15 protein-coding genes are annotated in these 16,372 nt (G+C 46.1%); 6 read left to right on the top strand and 9 right to left on the bottom strand.

Translation table 11 applies throughout. The annotated features are described in order from the left end of the window. Position 1: 1 nt before the first annotated feature. Genes VIA_RS04535 through VIA_RS04520 form a run of 4 tightly spaced genes read left to right on the top strand, consistent with a single transcriptional unit; the run spans position 2 to position 5,219 of the window. The gene (locus VIA_RS04535) at positions 2 to 475 is read left to right on the top strand and encodes a DUF4381 domain-containing protein (RefSeq protein ID WP_004411384.1); all 474 of its coding nucleotides are present in this window, start codon (positions 2 to 4) and stop codon (positions 473 to 475) included. Further along, a complete protein-coding gene (locus VIA_RS04530) occupies positions 468 to 1,436 on the top strand; it encodes a vWA domain-containing protein (RefSeq protein WP_004411383.1) in 969 nt (322 codons plus the stop codon). The genes VIA_RS04535 and VIA_RS04530 overlap by 8 nt, the downstream gene beginning before the upstream one ends. Further along, positions 1,429 to 3,573 (top strand): vWA domain-containing protein, encoded by a 2,145-nt coding sequence (locus VIA_RS22080; protein ID WP_004411382.1) that lies wholly within the window; start codon positions 1,429 to 1,431, stop codon positions 3,571 to 3,573. Before VIA_RS04530 ends, VIA_RS22080 begins: the two co-directional genes overlap by 8 nt. Continuing rightward, positions 3,573 to 5,219, top strand: a complete 1,647-nt coding sequence (locus tag VIA_RS04520) for a BatD family protein (RefSeq protein WP_004417077.1) — start codon at positions 3,573 to 3,575, stop codon at positions 5,217 to 5,219. The genes VIA_RS22080 and VIA_RS04520 overlap by 1 nt, the downstream gene beginning before the upstream one ends. A gap of 50 nt (positions 5,220 to 5,269) precedes the next feature. Here VIA_RS04520 and VIA_RS04515 read toward each other — a convergent pair whose 3' ends face one another. Beyond that, complete coding sequence (locus tag VIA_RS04515; protein ID WP_004417079.1) at positions 5,270 to 7,390, bottom strand: sensor domain-containing diguanylate cyclase; 2,121 nt, start codon at positions 7,388 to 7,390, stop codon at positions 5,270 to 5,272. Between the two features lie 258 nt (positions 7,391 to 7,648). Between VIA_RS04515 and VIA_RS04510 the strand changes: the two genes are divergently transcribed. After that, positions 7,649 to 8,125 (top strand): L,D-transpeptidase family protein, encoded by a 477-nt coding sequence (locus tag VIA_RS04510; RefSeq protein ID WP_004417081.1) that lies wholly within the window; start codon positions 7,649 to 7,651, stop codon positions 8,123 to 8,125. On the opposite strand, the gene yddG is transcribed toward VIA_RS04510, so the two are convergent. The 6 genes from yddG to VIA_RS04480 form a co-directional block, all read right to left on the bottom strand. Next, positions 8,106 to 9,029, bottom strand: a complete 924-nt coding sequence (yddG, locus tag VIA_RS04505; protein WP_004411378.1) for an aromatic amino acid DMT transporter YddG — start codon at positions 9,027 to 9,029, stop codon at positions 8,106 to 8,108. The two genes, VIA_RS04510 and yddG, sit on opposite strands and share 20 nt — an antisense overlap. Positions 9,030 to 9,092: 63 nt before the next feature. Further along, on the bottom strand, positions 9,093 to 9,491 hold the full coding sequence (locus tag VIA_RS04500; RefSeq protein WP_004411377.1) for an OsmC family protein: 399 nt from the start codon (positions 9,489 to 9,491) through the stop codon (positions 9,093 to 9,095). Between the two features lie 13 nt (positions 9,492 to 9,504). Further along, on the bottom strand, positions 9,505 to 10,500 hold the full coding sequence (locus tag VIA_RS04495; protein ID WP_004411376.1) for a Gfo/Idh/MocA family protein: 996 nt from the start codon (positions 10,498 to 10,500) through the stop codon (positions 9,505 to 9,507). A 38-nt stretch (positions 10,501 to 10,538) separates the two neighbouring features. Next, positions 10,539 to 11,153, bottom strand: a complete 615-nt coding sequence (locus VIA_RS04490; RefSeq protein ID WP_004411375.1) for a LysE family translocator — start codon at positions 11,151 to 11,153, stop codon at positions 10,539 to 10,541. A gap of 117 nt (positions 11,154 to 11,270) precedes the next feature. After that, positions 11,271 to 12,191 carry a LysR family transcriptional regulator gene (locus tag VIA_RS04485; protein WP_004411374.1) on the bottom strand — a complete coding sequence of 307 codons (921 nt, stop codon included), beginning with the start codon at positions 12,189 to 12,191 and terminating at the stop codon, positions 11,271 to 11,273. Beyond that, positions 12,181 to 12,633 carry an Lrp/AsnC family transcriptional regulator gene (locus VIA_RS04480; protein WP_004411373.1) on the bottom strand — a complete coding sequence of 151 codons (453 nt, stop codon included), beginning with the start codon at positions 12,631 to 12,633 and terminating at the stop codon, positions 12,181 to 12,183. The genes VIA_RS04485 and VIA_RS04480 overlap by 11 nt, the downstream gene beginning before the upstream one ends. A 214-nt stretch (positions 12,634 to 12,847) precedes the next feature. Between VIA_RS04480 and yjeH the strand changes: the two genes are divergently transcribed. After that, entirely contained in the window at positions 12,848 to 14,107 is a 1,260-nt protein-coding gene (gene yjeH, locus VIA_RS04475) for an L-methionine/branched-chain amino acid transporter (RefSeq protein WP_004411372.1), read from the top strand. On the opposite strand, the gene VIA_RS04470 is transcribed toward yjeH, so the two are convergent. Both VIA_RS04470 and pdxR read right to left on the bottom strand, forming a co-directional pair. Further along, entirely contained in the window at positions 14,093 to 14,851 is a 759-nt protein-coding gene (locus VIA_RS04470) for a class II glutamine amidotransferase (protein ID WP_004417087.1), read from the bottom strand. The genes yjeH and VIA_RS04470 overlap by 15 nt on opposite strands. 41 nt (positions 14,852 to 14,892) lie before the next feature. Then, a complete protein-coding gene (gene pdxR / locus VIA_RS04465) occupies positions 14,893 to 16,317 on the bottom strand; it encodes a MocR-like pyridoxine biosynthesis transcription factor PdxR (RefSeq protein ID WP_004411370.1) in 1,425 nt (474 codons plus the stop codon). Positions 16,318 to 16,372 lie beyond the last annotated feature (55 nt).

The following is a 16,372-nucleotide window of genomic DNA, read 5'->3' as shown; positions in this document are numbered from 1 at the left end:
AATGAGTAATGAAACTCAAACATCACCGCTTCCCCTAAACCCAATGCACCTACCTGAGCCTCCGTCATGGTTACCACTTTCTTGGGGTTGGTGGGCAGTGATTACGAGTATTTTGCTAACTACCCTTATCATCTTTATGTTCATTCGTTGGCGCAAAAAACGCTTAGCTCCAAAACGAACCGCACTACGATTGCTTGCATGTGGCAATCAGCCTTCTGAAGCGATTGAACTCGTTAGACAAGCGGCGCTGTGTTATTTCCCAAGAGAGCAAATCGCTCAACTCACAGGTAAAGAGTGGTATTCATTTCTTGATAGCCAACTAGCGACACCTCGCTTTAGCGACAACTACGACCTGTGGCAGCAAGCGCTATACACTAATCAGGCAGTACCCAATGCAGAGCAACTTATTCAACATTGCAATGAATGGGTTGAGCAGGCTCTGCCTCCTAAAAAAGGAAGAATTTCTCGTGGCTAATATCAGCTTCGTGTGGTGGTGGATGTGGCTATTGCTTCCACTGCCTTTGCTCGTTTATTACTTTGCTCCCCCCTTAAAACAAGCCGCACCGGTCCGCCTCCCTTACTTACCTGAGTCGGGTACGGCGGTTGCACCCACTAATACGCTTGCTCGAGTGCTGGTTGCAATCACTTGGATTGCACTCATCGCTGCACTGGCACGCCCTGTTTGGTATGGCGATCCGGTGACGACTCAACCTAAACACCGAGACTTAATGTTAGTACTCGATCTCTCCTATTCGATGAGCCAAGAAGATATGCAAGAAGGCGATCAATATATCGATCGACTCTCTGCAGTCAAAAACGTCGTAAGTGATTTCGTCAAGCAACGTGAAGGCGATCGATTAGGTCTAGTTCTCTTTGCCGACCACGCCTACCTGCAAACGCCATTAACTCTTGATCGAGAAACCATTTCTGATCAGGTTAACTCCCTGGTACTGCGCCTTATTGGTGATAAGACCGCCATTGGTGAAGGTATTGGCCTTGCGACGAAAACCTTTGTTGACAGTGAAGCACCGCAAAGAGTGATGGTGCTGCTCAGTGACGGTAGCAATACCTCTGGCGTTTTGGAGCCACTTGAAGCCGCTAGAATTGCTAAAAAGTACAATGCGACGATTTACACCATCGGTATCGGGGCCGGCGAGATGATGGTCAAAGAGTTTTTCATGACTCGCAAAGTGAACACCGCCAAAGACCTAGATGAGAAGACTCTGAAGCAGATTGCCGATCTCACTGGCGGACAATACTTCCGAGCTCGCAATGCTGATGAACTGGCCACCATTTACGACACCATCAATAATCTAGAGCCGATCAGCCAAGCAACGCAAACGTGGCGACCTCAAACCGAGTGGTTCTCACTGCCGCTTACTCTATCTCTGCTTTGTTTTTCTTTACTGCTGGTTGTCCGGAGGAACTATGTCTGATTTTGTTTTCCTCTCCCCTTATTGGTTAGTTGCAAGCTTGCCTTGGTTCGCCTTTATTATGTGGCTATCTAAACGAGCAAGTTCGCATACCTTAATCGCCCCACATCTGGCGAAAGTGATGGGGGTACAAACCAAAAAGAGTCACTCTAGCTGGCTATCAATCATGGCGCTAAGTGGCTTCATCACGATTATCGCACTTGCTGGACCAAGCTTTAAAACGCAAGAGCTGCAAAGTTATGCCAACAGCAGTGCGAGAGTGCTGGTGATGGATATGTCGATGTCTATGTACGCAAACGACATCAAACCGAACCGACTCACCCAAGCACGTTACAAGGCGATTGATTTACTGGAAAACTGGCAAGAAGGTTCAACAGGACTGGTCGCCTACGCGGGTGATGCCTACCAAGTAAGCCCAATGACTAGCGACAGCAAGACCATTGCCAATTTGTTGCCAAACCTATCACCGGAGCTCATGCCCTACCCTGGCGCGGATGCGAGTAAAGGTATTGAACTGGCGATCAATATGATGACCAATACTGGCCTAGCGACTGGCGACATCGTCTTAATCACCGACGACATTGATGATATGGAACGCTCGGCAATAGAAAAACAACTAAAAGGCACAGACTGGCGGCTGTCTATTTTGGGGGTTGGCACCCGTTCAGGCGCACCGATCCAACTTAATGACGGTACCTTAATGACACATACCAATGGTCAGCCTGTGGTCGCGAAATCTAACTTCGATAACATGCGTGCGCTTGCATCGACCTTAAATGGTCAGTTTATCCCCGTCCAAGTCACCAATAGCGACGTGGAACGAATCGCTCAAATTACCTCTCACCTAGATGGTACCAATGCGCAAGATAGTAGCCATAAGATCGCTGAGCGCATCAATCAGGGCTTTTGGTTGCTGCCTTTACTGATCCTTCCTGCTTTGCTGCTATTTAGACGCGGGTTATTTTTGAGTGTGTTTTTGCTAGGGCTGCCATTGGTTAGCCCTAAACCTGCTATGGCTAATCCTTGGATAAACAGCGATCAACAAGCGAAACAACTGTTTGATCAAGGTAAGTTCGCGGATGCCGCCGAGCGGTTTACTGACCAGCAATGGAAAGGGGTTTCTCAGTATCAAAATCAGAATTACTCAGATGCCATTGAAACGCTAAAGAATGAGCAAAGCCTTGATGGTCGATACAACTTAGCCAATGCCTATGCGCAAAATGGTCAGTTGGACAAAGCGGCGGAGATCTACCAAGAGATACTCAAACAAGCCCCACAGCATCAAGATGCAAAACACAACTTGGACGTGGTGAAACAAGCTCAACAGCAACAGCAACAGCAACAGCAACAGCAACAGCAACAGCAACAGCAACAGCAACAGCAACAGCAACAGCAACAGCAACAGCAACAGCAACAGCAACAGCAACAGCAACAGCAACAGCAACAGCAACAGCAACAGCAAGATGAGTCTAATCAAGAGCAAAGCAATAGCAAATCTCAGGACTCTCAGGACTCTCAGGACTCTCAGGACTCTCAGGACTCTCAGGACTCTCAGGACTCTCAGGACTCTCAGGACTCTCAGGACTCTCAGGACTCTCAGGACTCTCAGGACTCTCAGGACTCTCAGGACTCTCAGGACTCTCAGGACTCTCAGGACTCTCAGGACTCTCAGGACTCTCAGGACTCTCAGGACTCTCAGGACTCTCAGGACTCTCAGGACTCTCAGGACTCTCAGGACTCTCAGGACTCTCAGGACTCTCAGGACTCTCAGGACTCTCAAAATGATAAGAGCTCAGAGCCTCAGTCAAGTCAGTCACGAGAAAATAAACCTGCTCAAAGTGATCAGGAAAATCAGCCGAAGACTGAAGAAGAACAGTCAAAAGATGAGCAACCTCAGTCAGAGGAACAATCGGCCGCAAATGCTGAACAAGACTCAAACCTTGAACAGCAAGATGAAAATCAACCCCAGCAAACTTCGCAGCCGACATCAGTCGCAGATAGCCAACAGGCTATCGACCCTGAGCTAAGAAAGTTGCAACAAGTTGAAAACGCAAGAGATCCTAGCCGATTGTTGCGAGCACAAATGATCTTGCAAGCCCAGCAAAAACAACCACCACAAGATACAGGTAAAAAATGGTAATGAAGAAACAAGCTAAACTCTTTTTCGCCAGCCTATGCGCACTACTGTTTGTCTTAATCAGTCCAGCCGCCTTCGCGACTAACATTCAGGTGACGGTGAGCAAGAATAAAGTCGTTAAGAACGAAGTTTTCCAGCTAAGAGTCGTGGTGGACAAAAAGGTCTCATCGGATGCCATCGATTTTTCAGCGTTGAACCAAGACTTTTATGTTGGTCGCCCAAGCTTTGGCTCCTCAATTAACATCATCAACGGTGATCGCTCGACCCGTAGTGAATGGAATATTTCATTAGCTGCGCAACGATTAGGCGTAACGTCGATCCCAGCATTCAAAGTGGATGGTGCATCATCGCAGCCGATTACGATTCAAGTTTCTGCTGATACGGACCAACCTAAAGTTACCGATTTGGTTGAGCTGCAAAGCACGCTGAGTAAAAATAAACTCTATCCGAAAGAGAGTGCGACGCTTACCACCCGACTCATTGTCAAAGCCGATCCACGCCGACTACAAAACCCGAATATCCAACCACCAACAATTATTGGTGATACGCAGTCAGGTCTCTCTCTTGAAGCTCTAGGCGAGCCCAATCAATACCAAAGTGTGTTAGGTGGCTTAGAAGTCACCGTGGTCGACCAAAGCTATCGTGTAACTGCCAATAAAGCCGGTGATTACACCCTTAACGGAATTGGCTTCAAAGGCAGTGTTGTTTATGGCGATAACCGTAGCGGTACGACCAAATTAGTCTCAGCAAATACCCCTGCAAAGCAGTTCACGGTTCATGTCTCTCCGATTCCAAGCCAATATCAAGGTGAATGGCTACCCGCAGCAAACCTTAGCTTAACTCAACACTGGGGCGATTCTGCAGGCAACGCGATCACTAAAGATAGCTACCAAACCACCGTTGGTGAGTCTATTACTCGCGAGATTACCTTAGATGTCGAAGGGCTTGCCTCTGAGCATATCCCTAACTTAAAGGTTAGCTATCCGGAGAGCATTCGTGTTTACCAAGAGAAACCTCAGTTTCAAGACTTAGGCAATGGCAAAACAAGAATGACGGTGAAGCAGGTATTGATTGCTCAACAACAAGGAAACGTGCACCTGAGCGATGTATCGCTTAACTGGTGGGACACAAGCAACAGTGTCACTAAGACAGCGACTTTGCCAGGGTTAGATATCCAGATCGCAGCTGGCAGCGGGTTAAGTAACGAACCTCTAACCGCCCCTACAGCTAACATCAGCAAACCCGAAACAGTGACTGTGTATGAACGAGGAATATGGCCATACCTGACCGCACTGTTTGCACTGTTATGGCTAGCGACTCTAATCATGCTGATTCTCTCGCGTAGCCGTAAAGCGACAAACACCACTTCTACACCTGCAACGAGCGAAATCGAACAGATCCTCACTGCACTGAAGCAAGATGACAAAGTCAAAGCGAACTATCTAATCAAACGTTGGTTAGACAGTAATATAGGAATGGATCCAAACTTGGTGTTAGAAGTTCGCGCAGAACAAGCGGCCATGAACCAAAGCCAATATGGCAGTGAAGGCAATCATTGGAAGGCGTCAAAGATTATCAAGCTAATTAAGAAAGCAAACAAGAGCCAAGGTTCAACAAAAAAGGCCAAAGATACCTTACCTCCTCTTTAAATTCTAAAACAGAAAAAAGCCTTGCGATGTTTCATCTCAAGGCTTTTTTGTTAGGCGTTGGCCAACATAAGCGTCGAACCAATTACACTGTTTCTTCCACCATTTTTCGCTTGATAGAGTGATTGGTCTGCCGCACTGTATAGTTTGTCGAAGCTGAATTCGCTTTGCTTCAGTTCCATAACTGAATAACCCACCGATACAGTTAATGTCTCTTTCACCGAGCTCTTCTCATGAGGAATCGATTCAAGCTCAATACTACGACGAATACTCTCGGCTAACTGCGCCACTTTTTCAGCATTCTGGGTGGTCATCAGCAGCGCAAACTCTTCTCCGCCAATGCGACAAAAGACTTCACTATCCGATTTAGTATGCTGTTGTAATATACTGCCCACTCGCATCAAGGCAATGTCACCTTGCATGTGACCGTACTGATTGTTATACAAGCCAAAGTAATCAATATCGACAATAATCAGTCCATAACATTGGGATTCAGATGTCGTGTTATGACAGATCTCCTCTAACAAGGCTTCAAGCATCCTGCGGTTGCCTAAACGTGTTAAAGGATCGAGCTTTGACATAGTCTCAAGTTGCTCATTGGCACTTTGTAGCTCACGGGTTCTGGTTTTCACCTCTTTTTCGAGGTTATTGTTCAGCTCATGGATAGCTTCTTGAGCTCGCGTTCTAAGCAGAACCTCAGTTAAGTTTGAAGCAAACATACGGATCACTTCTCGCAGTTGGTGAGTCAGTGGTGAGCGTTTAATTAAGTTATCAGCCGCAATAAACGCTATCGGTTCACCACTATTACTCACCAACATGGTCATTGCTGTCCATCCAAAGCCGACGATATTAAAATCATGGTAAATCGGTACTGACTCTTCAAAAACAACTTCATTGGGATTGGCGCGCGCAGCATTAACGATAGAGCGATTAATGGTTTCAGAGCGATAGTAAGACTCGTCCACCACATTACCCTGAATGTCCGTTCCCCAAGTACCTTGCATATAGGTACAAGATGCATCGGTAAGAAAAACGGCAAAACGATCAATACCTAAACGATTAATGGCAAACGTCACCGCCGACTTACAGACTTCACTAATGGTCATGCAACGGGATAACTCAACCATACTGGCATGCAGCATTCGGACATTCTGCTCTTGGCGCTTACGAATATAGATCTGTGACAACAAAGTTCCAAACGATTCAAGCATTTGACGTTGGTATGAAGTAATGGGCGTTCGGTGGATATAGTTGTCCATCGCTATCCAGCCAATTATCTCATCGCCATCACGTAAAACGAGCATACCATTCCAACCTTGGCCGATAACACTTCCTGCCGTATAGAGCGGCGCTTCTTCAACAACGATGAGATTTGCTTTGCCTTCAAACAGCGCATCAATATAGGTTTCTTCCAGTTGATGAAGATCGTACTGGGTGTGGTGCTCACTGACGGTGTTGCCCTGCTCATCGGTACCATAGGTACCGCTAAAGCAACGCTTTTTAATATCCAATAACATGAAAACGGCTCGGTCAAAGCCTAGCTTTTCGCGAATAACCTCAACCGCCATTCGATACAGCTCATCTAAGTTTTTCGGATTAGCGATTTCTGCCGATACCTCTTGGACAAGTTTCATGTTTTCAATAAACAACTCTCGCTGCTTGATCACATCTAGGTACTTAGCTTCTTTAATATCGCGCTGTTTAAACTCTTTCGCCGCTTCGGTCTCAGCCCGGACACATTGCCACCTTGAAGCGATGATTTGCAACGCATCCAGTTGATTGAGTTGGTTGAGCTCACTTATTCTCGCCGCAGACGCATCCTCAATCACTAAATAAGCACGTCGTTTCGGGTGATTATCAAGCATGAACACATAGCTATCTTTTGCCATGACTTCAGAGTAGTTCCATTGACAGGTGTTAAGAACTAAAGGAATGAGACCATCGGAGGAGTCAAACTGAGAGACCCAAGTCCAGAACGTATCAGGATAATTACCTAGCGATGCAGGGTTGCCGTGACTAAATAAAAAGTTGAGTTCAGCACCATTTTTGTGCTCAAGAAAAATACCAATATTCTGTGGTTCCAGCAGTTCATCTAAATACTGAAATAGCGCATTGGCCAGAAAGCGATGATTTCTAGCTGAGAGAATATCTTTTAGTAGCACCCTTGGAAACATAGCCCTAGCCTGAATCGAGTTATCATTGTGGTTCGATTCAAAAAGTAACAGCTAGCAGTATGCAATCAAATGTATTTGCGATCGCTTGTTAACTCACTCGCAAATCACCAAAAGCAATCTGTGCAGATATGATACTCGCTACATTTTGTTGATGTTGTTTCCATATTTTGCATCACACCAACTATCGCTATAATAACTAAGATAAGAATCACTCAATAGTTGAGTCGATACCGCACTCAGATTTAAAGGATATGTAGTTTGACGCGTTGGTTGTGCCTTTTTAGTCTCTTTTTCACTCTGCCTACATGGGCAAGTATCGATTTGATCGAAGTCGATAAATCTAAACGACGTATGTATCTCATTGATAACAATCAAGTAATCAAAGAGTTTAGGATAGCACTGGGTAAGCGCCCGAAAGGCCATAAAGTCTATGAAGGTGACCAGCGTACGCCAGAAGGACGCTATTACTTAGATTTTGTTATGGATAGCTCGGATTTCTACCGTTCAATTCATATCAGCTACCCGAACCCAAATGACGTTGCCTATGCGAATAAACTTAACGTCAGTCCAGGTGGGAACATCAAGATCCATGGGCTTAAGAATGGTGAGACCCGGCCAGCCAAATACATTCAAAGTTTCGACTGGACGGATGGCTGTATTGCAATAACCAACCAAGAAATGGATGAGTTACTCAAACTGGTTAAGGTCGGAACGCCTATTGAGATTCGTTGGTAGTCAGGCTTTCCTTCTCACTGGCCTTTTCTCTGGTTACCCACCAGCACATTAGTGAACCGATAGTAACCATCACTACGCCTTGAATGAAGCTCTGCGTCAGCACTAGACCTAAGATCACCGATGAGATAATCGTCGACAATACGGGCGTAAAATAGGACAACGTTGCCAATAGCACCATGTTTCCGCCAATGATGGCGTAGTTCCACAACGCGTAGCCACTACCCATTGCGATACCCGAGATCAGTAGTAACGCCCCTGATTCTAGGTTAATGCTCATCCCCGTTTCACTGCTAAGCGCATACTTAATCCATAAAGTAACGGCGGTCATGATAAAAAACAGCGTAATCGCATTTTGTCCATTGGCGATACGCTTGGTCAGATTGCAGTAAATCGCCCATAAGAATGCGCCGGTAAAAGCCATCGCATACGTCACTGGGTTGGTTGCAACGTTGGCAGCAATTTGCGCGACCGATAGCCCTTGTTCGCCAGTAATACTCCAAGCTACGCCAAAAAACGCTAACGCAATGCTTGGGTAAACCAACAAACTGGTTTTCTTACCATTAGTTAAGACCGCCAACAATACCGTTAACGCCGGCCATAGGTAATTAATCACCAACATTTCTATCGCTTGCTGGCGCGTATTGGCCATTGCCAATGCCAGTGCCAAGCAGATCTCATAGGCGACAAATAAACTGCCACCGAGTACGACATAGCGCAGTGAGTACGAACGTACCTTAGGTACCCCCATCACAAGAACTAAGAAGATCGACGCTACGGTATAGATAGCCGCCGCCCCTCCAATAGGTCCGAGCATTTCAGTCACTGCACGGGCAAGCCCCATCACACTGCTCCAAAGGAGAATGGCAGCGACGCCCGCTAAGGTAAATTTATGGCTATTGTTCATGTCATTCCAAACTTAAAACAAAAAAGCCGAGCAGAGTGCTCGGCTCTTAACAGTTATGATCTATTAGATGATTTCCCAACTGTGGGTCATCTCGATACCTTTACCTAGCATCAAACATACTGAACAGTATTTCTCTAGTGAGTCCGCCGCCACTTTTGCCACGATCTCAGGGTCTAAGTTATCACCAGACACTTCAAAGTGAATGTTAACCTGAGTAAAGATACGTGGAGCGGTTTCACGGCGCTCTGTGGTTAGCTTCGCGTTACAAGCAGTCACGGCTTGTCCTGCTTCTTTTAGACCATCAACCACGTCCACTGAACTACAACCACCTGCAGCCATCAGCACCATTTCCATCGGGCTTGGCGCAGTTGCACCTCCGTTGCCATCCATTACGATTGAATGACCTGACTGGGATTGACCTAAAAATTTAAACTCTTCAATCCATTTTACTTCAGCTTGCATCTGCTTCTCTCTTTTACTTATTTGAGCATTTCTTATCGGATGGAAACTTAACGCCAGTCTGATGACGAATTTCCTCTAGCAATTTTGCCACAATCAGCGAGCGTTGAGTGCAACTTTCATTGCTCATTTTGTTGTTAAACTGGTGCGCAAATTCAAGTGCCTCATAATACATAGGGTTAGCCTCTTGCTTAACACTGAGATCTATCCCAATATCACTCCCACGAGTAAACTTAGTCAATTTTTTAGCCGTAGAGATCATCTCTATCAGCAAAGCCCCCTCTTCGCCTTGGATCTCACTTGGTAAATAAGAGTCGCTCGTTTTCGAGTGCTGTAGTACCACTTCAAAGCCTTGATAACCGAGAATAACACTTCCGCTGCCATCCACGCCCGAGTCAAGTAACTGAGCTTGCGCTTTAACTGTCTCAGGCTCACCAAACAGTTCAATAGCAGAGCTTAAACAGTAGAAGCCAATATCCATAATCGAGCCATTTGCAAACTCTGGATTGAAGGTATTAGGGTTTTCTCCGGCCAAATACTTCGGATAGCGAGAAGAGTATTGGCAATAGCTAATCATCGCTTTACGAATCTGCCCAATCCCTGACAGTTCTTCTTTCAAACGTTTAAAGTTAGGCAGATGAGGCGACATGAATGCCTCAAACAATAAGACATTGTTCTCTTTGGCAACATCGAACATCTGTTTAGCCAAAGCAAAGTTCGCGGCCATTGGCTTTTCGACAATGACATGTTTTCCCGCTTGCATCATTTGAATCGCCTGAGGGCCGTGCAAGCTGTTCGGACTAGCGATATAAACCACATCAACCAGAGAAGATTTGGCCAAGGCCGCTAAGTCATTAAACAAAGCCGGTTCTGGGTATTTTTGCCCAAACTGCTCCGCACTCTCCAATGAGCGCGAATAGACGGCGGTCAGTTCATACTCCCCCGTTTTTAGCGCAGCTTCTATAAACTGCTCAGTAATCCAGTTTGTGCCAATGACAGCAAGTCTTATCATTATTTTTCCTTAATCAGCGCGAAAGATAAAAATCACGTTTACACCGTAAGTACGACGCGTATAGCCAGCAGGATAAGTACAGCACCTGACAATCTATCAATCAGCTGAGCTTTAGAGCGAATCTTGTCGATCAATCGAGGGCTTGAAAGTAAAAACGTAATCAAGGTATACCACAAACCGTCCACTACTAGCGGTGTCATTACGATTAAACTCTTAGCCGTCACGCTGTCACCCACCGCCACAAATTGACTGAATAGAGCGATAAAGAATAACGCAATCTTTGGGCTCAGCAATGAGATCAAAAAACCTTCTTTCGCAGACTGCCAAACACTCGTTTGCTGCCCGGATTCTAGCCTTTCAGCGACGCCACCTTTGGAACGAAGCGCGTTGTAACCCAGATAAACAAGATAGGCAGCCCCGGTATAACTAATCGCCTTAAATAGCAAAGGGGATTGCTGCAGCACGACGGCCAAACCAATCAGGGTAATGAATGCATAGATACCAATACCAACAGCATGCGCCCAAGCCGTTGCTAAACCGTTAAGGCGTCCGCCTGCAAGACTGTGCTTGGCAACCATAGCTAAACTTGGCCCCGGCGACATCGCACCAAGAATACAAATCGTAAAAAGTGATAGCCAAACCGTGAACGTCATAATGTCAGATCCTTTCGTTGAGATACCGAGCTCTGTTGTCTAGCTCGGTGAATACATCCAACGTTAATTAAGTTTGGGAATGATTTGAAATCAAAGTTAATCATGACCTTAATGATCTCAGTTCATACCAATTGAGTATGGCGAGGTTTGCATTGCATGGAGTACTTTTGCTCGCATCCATTGATGAGCTTTGTCGTTATCATATTTTGGGTGCCACATCAGCCAATACTGGTGAACCTCGGTATCGAAGGGTAAAGGTCGATAGACCAACTCCGACTCTGGCGCTAAATTTCGCGCAATGTGCTCAGGTACCACCATCAAATAGTCACTGTTTTTCAATGCATTAATCGCAGCGGAAAAAAACGGCACCTTTAAGGCGATGCGTCTTTGATAGCCAAGCTGCTGCAAAGCGACGTCAGCTTTAGAGTCTTTATCTCCTCCACCTGTCACCTTGAGGTGAGGAAACGCCACCAAGTCATCACAGCTTAGCTCACCGTTCATTTCTAGTGGATGATCGTTCCTCATCAAACACACCGATTTATCTTGGCCAATTTTAACGCTACTGAGACCATCTGGTTTGTTATCGAGCATGGTCGAGGCAAGATGAATCCCCGTTTTATCAAAGTCATGGAGAAAGTCAGGCTGCCATAAACGAAATGCGAGGTTCACATTTGGTGCTTGTACCACCACGGTTTCCACCACATCGGGCACAATATACTGCGCAACATAATCACTCGACGACAGCACAAACTCTTGTTGCCACGTTTGAGGATTAAATGCTTTCTCAGCCAATAGAGCATCAAACTCTTCCAGTAGGCTTCGGAGCTTATCTTGCATCGCCAATGCGCGTGGCGTAGGGACCAATTGGTTACCATCTCTGACTAACAAAGGGTCATCGCAAATTTCACGCAATTGAGCTAACTGACGACTCACCGCTGACTGCGTGATATGGAGTCGATGCGCTGCGTTACTCACATGGCACTCTTCAAGCAAAACGTGAAGGGAGCGCAGCAAGTTTAAATTTAGATTACTTAGCATTTTGCATCGTGTTAAAGAATTCGGTTAATACGGTATGAGTCATCAGATGGCGTAGCTCAGGGATTCGCTGCAATTCATCACGAATCTCATTTAAACGTGTCATGGTCTCGACTTCCACATACAACATCATGTCAGTTTCACCACTGATAGCATGACACCATTTGACGCCGTCGATCTGATAGATCATCTCTGCGTATGCTTCACAATAATGAGTCGAGCTCGACATATCAAACTTTAGCGCCAGATAGGCTTTAATCAGATCTTTAGGATTCGCACGCGCGATATCAGCATGGTATCCAAGGATTACATTCTCTTGCTCAAGCTTTTGGATCCGAGCGGTAACCGCAGAACGGGATAAGTTAACCTGCCGCGCAATATCACTGACACTCTCTCGAGCGTTATTTTTTAGTATCGAGACGATTTGAACGTCGAATTTGTCCATATAAGTGCTTCCTTTCCCTCCAACTTATTCCGTTGGTTTTGGCAATGTGACATAAAACTTACCCAGATGAAAGCTGACAAAATGACAGAAATATAAACCGCTTCCGACAATGTGACGGCAATCTGCGACGAAATGACTAATGCACTACTAAGCCGCATGCGTTAACCTAATTTGACGCATACATCTGTCGAATGAAATCAGCAAGGAGAGCATGATGAGCCAATTAAAAAAAGAGATCACCTTACTCTCTGGTATCGGCCAGCTATCGACTACCTTACTCGGGACTGGGTTATTCATGGTTCCGGCCATCGTTGCAGGCATCGCTGGGCAGTTTTCATTATGGGCATGGATAGTCTTATTTGTTGCCATTTGCCCAATCGCCCTGACCTTTGCTCAACTCGGAAAGCGTTACCCAAATGCGGGTGGCACCGCCTATTTTGTTCGTAAAGCTTTTAACTCTAAGCTAGAAAAAAGCGTCGCTTGGCTCTTTTTAAGTGTCATCCCTGTCGGCGTTCCTGCCGCAATTGCACTAGCCGCTGGATTTTTACAACAGCTTCTGCCGAGCGGATTAAACTCATCCATCCTTGCTCAGATACTGACTGTTACTTTACTTATTGGGGTTAACTTAGCTGGCGCTAAATCATCAGGGCGACTACAAACCGTCATAGCCCTAGCTATTTTTGCTTTAATTGCGGCATTTTGGTGGCAAGGAGACTTCAGCAGTAACGACTTAGTTTTACCAACACTAACAACTGAAAGTATTTTGCCGATAGGCCTAGCGCTCGGTGTCATGTTTTGGTGTTTTGTCGGTATTGAAGCCTTTGCTCATATGGGCGAAGAGTTTAAAAACCCGCAACGAGATTTTCCCATTGCCATTATTATTGGCTGTTTTGTAGCGGGCGCCACATACTGGGTTTGTTCAGTGATCATTCTTAAGATGCAAGCCTACGGCACACCGATGTTCGACAGTGGTTCCATCCCTTGGGTTGCCAATCAGCTGTTTGGCGCTGAATTTAAAACGCTCATCAGTATCATCGGCTTTGCGGCTTGCTTTGCCAGTGTAAACCTCTACACACAGAGCCTATCACGCATGTTGTGGGCACAGGCGAGAGAATACAGTCCAAATAGCTCATTAGCTCGTTTATCAATCCAAGGTGTACCTGCGCATGCCACTTTAGCTATCGGTGCTGTAGTACTTATATCATGCGTTGCTGGTGAGCTTTCAGGGTTGGATTTAGAGTTCTTTTTGAAGCTCGCCAATGGTATTTTTGTGCTTATCTACCTTCTCGCCATGCTTGCCGCGTATAAACTGCTGACAGGGATCAGCCGATATTTGGCTGCGGTGTCGCTCGTGCTATGTACTGCCGTGTTTATTTGCCTAGGCTGGTCAATGCTTTACGCGGTGGGGGTCTTTGCGCTACTAAACCTGCCTTGGCAAAAGTGGCGAGCGATAAAAGCATCAAATAACGTATGAGGTTACCTTGTCTAGGTGGATAGCCAGAATGCTCTGTGGGCTAACTTGCTTCCACTGTGAGCTCTTTTCTAACGGTTCTGAAGCCAGCACAACATTTGCGCCATCTTGTTTGATAAATACCGTTGGCGCATCTTGATCAGAGCTATAACGCACTACCCAAAACTGAATACCGTCTGAGATACAGATCGAGGCTTTTAATGGCTCTTCAATCTGTTTACTCTCCATCAATTTGACAATCATCGACAAGGTCACTTTAATCGCTTCAACTGGGTTCTCTTTTAATTCGTTTTGCAACATCAGTAAAAAGATCAATTCGCTGTCGGTGGTACCCATCCGTTTCAAAAACAGTGACTCACATAATTGACGCTCAAGCTCAAACTTAACCTGTTCAAACCCACCAATCTGACCATTATGGAGAAACATCCAGTTTTCACTCATAAAGGGGTGGCAATTAGAACGAGAGACATGCGTGCCTGTCGATGAACGCACATGGGCCATAAAACGATGAGAGCGAATATGGTGTGCCAAGGATCGAAGGTTTTCGTCCCCCCAGGCGGGAAGCACTTCATGGAATTGACCCGGGGTATCTCGCTCAGTGTACCAACCAAGGCCAAAGCCATCGGCATTCACTCGTGTGACCGCTTTGCGCGCCTCTAAGCTCTGATGCACCAAAGAGTGCTCCGGTTCATAAACTAACTTATCCAAATAAATGGACTCTCCTTGGTAGGCTAACCATCGGCACATACGATTCCTTCCCTTAACTAATTACACCTTTATCAATAACATCACGATTTGAACAGTTCAGCAAGTGTGCAAATTTTTGGTTCAATCTCATCTATAGGTACATTGCCAAAACCCAGTACCGCACCAGACCAATCGCGCAGCCCCGCTTCATCAAACTGCTCATAATAATTGAACGGGCGAATAACAATACCGTAGGTGCTGGCTCGCTCTGCCCACTCCTGCTCAGAGATACCCCCATACCATCTTAATGTTACGTGTAGCCCAGCCGCTTGACTTATCACCTCTACCGAATCAGAGAAATAGCGTTCAATCATGGTAACCATTATCTGGTGCTTTTGTTTGTATAGACGGCGCATCTTTCGAATGTGCCTAACCAAATCGCCCTCGGCAACAAAGTCCGCCAATGCCGCTTGAGTATGAGTCGGCGAATCACCACTTAACGCATCTTTAAGCGTCAGCGCTTCCGCCACCATCGATTGAGGCAGTACCAAATAGCCCATTCGTAAACCATTAAACATTACCTTGCTCAATGAGCCGACATAAATGACATGTTGATCATGACCCGTTTTTGCCGCTAAACCCTGTAAACTTGGATAAGGACGATGAGCAAACTGAAACTCGCTGTCATAGTCATCCTCAATGATCCAGCCACCTCGCGTTTTAGCCCATTCGATTAAGCGCAAGCGCTGGTTTATATCAAGTGTCGTCCCCAAAGGATATTGATTGCTTGGCGTCACATAAATCGCCTCTGCCTCACTGTTTTCGACCACATCCAGATCAAGGCCTAACAGAGGACGCACCGGAGCGGGGATCTGCTCGAAATTAAATAACTTAAGCACTTTGGCCATTTGTGCATAGCCAGGCTGCTCCATTAGCAATCGACGATCGTTTTGCGACGTCAACAGAGCGGCGATGGCCAAGGCTTGTTGAGCACCAGAGGTAATCACAATCCTATCCGGCTCGCAGACAACCGAACGGCTGGTCGCTAAATAACTGGCCAGCGCAGCACGCAGGCTCTCATCACCTTGAATATCTTGTCCGCCAAGCAAACTGATGCGGCCCGTATGGCGCATTAACAGACGTTGCCATTTCTGGGTCGGGAATTCACTCAGATCCGGCACGCCGGGCGAAAATGCGCGGCTATGATCTTTTGCCTTTATCGGTTGACTAGGCGCTTCAAATTGGTTTGCAGTCGCAACAAATTGATCGGGCAGCTCCAGTGCAACGAAATAACCAGATCCCGCCTTACTCTCCAAATAGCCTTCAGCGTGCAACTGTTCATAAGCATGAATGACCGTATTTCGGCTTACGCCAAGTTCTTGAGCCAACTTGCGTGTTGACGGCAGCTTTAGCCCCTTCCCCCATAACTGAGCGACAATTTTGTCTCTAATGGCATCAAACAACGCATCTTGCTTAGTACGACTGTCACCGCTTAGTTGTAAATCACCAATATCAATCAATGCCATAAGTGGATCCATCCATCATCTAAAACTGGCTCTAAATAAAGAACCAATTTAAGAG

It is taken from the genome of Vibrio orientalis CIP 102891 = ATCC 33934 (assembly GCF_000176235.1).
GTDB classification, from domain to species: Bacteria; Pseudomonadota; Gammaproteobacteria; order Enterobacterales; family Vibrionaceae; genus Vibrio; species Vibrio orientalis.
The sequence above is the reverse complement of the archived record's forward strand: the minus strand, read 5'-3'. Positions and strand labels throughout refer to the sequence as shown.

Bases quoted from the DNA above. Each gene is read 5' to 3' on its own strand.
- VIA_RS04535 (WP_004411384.1), top strand. From the start codon at position 2: ATGAGTAATGAAACTCAAACATCACCGCTTCCCCTAAACCCAATGCAC.
- VIA_RS22080 (WP_004411382.1), top strand. From the start codon at position 1,429: ATGTCTGATTTTGTTTTCCTCTCCCCTTATTGGTTAGTTGCAAGCTTG.
- VIA_RS04520 (WP_004417077.1), top strand. From the start codon at position 3,573: ATGAAGAAACAAGCTAAACTCTTTTTCGCCAGCCTATGCGCACTACTG.
- VIA_RS04515 (WP_004417079.1), bottom strand. From the start codon at position 7,390: ATGTTTCCAAGGGTGCTACTAAAAGATATTCTCTCAGCTAGAAATCAT.
- yddG (WP_004411378.1), bottom strand. From the start codon at position 9,029: ATGAACAATAGCCATAAATTTACCTTAGCGGGCGTCGCTGCCATTCTC.
- VIA_RS04500 (WP_004411377.1), bottom strand. From the start codon at position 9,491: ATGCAAGCTGAAGTAAAATGGATTGAAGAGTTTAAATTTTTAGGTCAA.
- VIA_RS04495 (WP_004411376.1), bottom strand. From the start codon at position 10,500: ATGATAAGACTTGCTGTCATTGGCACAAACTGGATTACTGAGCAGTTT.
- VIA_RS04490 (WP_004411375.1), bottom strand. From the start codon at position 11,153: ATGACGTTCACGGTTTGGCTATCACTTTTTACGATTTGTATTCTTGGT.
- VIA_RS04485 (WP_004411374.1), bottom strand. From the start codon at position 12,191: ATGCTAAGTAATCTAAATTTAAACTTGCTGCGCTCCCTTCACGTTTTG.
- VIA_RS04480 (WP_004411373.1), bottom strand. From the start codon at position 12,633: ATGGACAAATTCGACGTTCAAATCGTCTCGATACTAAAAAATAACGCT.
- yjeH (WP_004411372.1), top strand. From the start codon at position 12,848: ATGAGCCAATTAAAAAAAGAGATCACCTTACTCTCTGGTATCGGCCAG.
- VIA_RS04470 (WP_004417087.1), bottom strand. From the start codon at position 14,851: ATGTGCCGATGGTTAGCCTACCAAGGAGAGTCCATTTATTTGGATAAG.
- pdxR (WP_004411370.1), bottom strand. From the start codon at position 16,317: ATGGCATTGATTGATATTGGTGATTTACAACTAAGCGGTGACAGTCGT.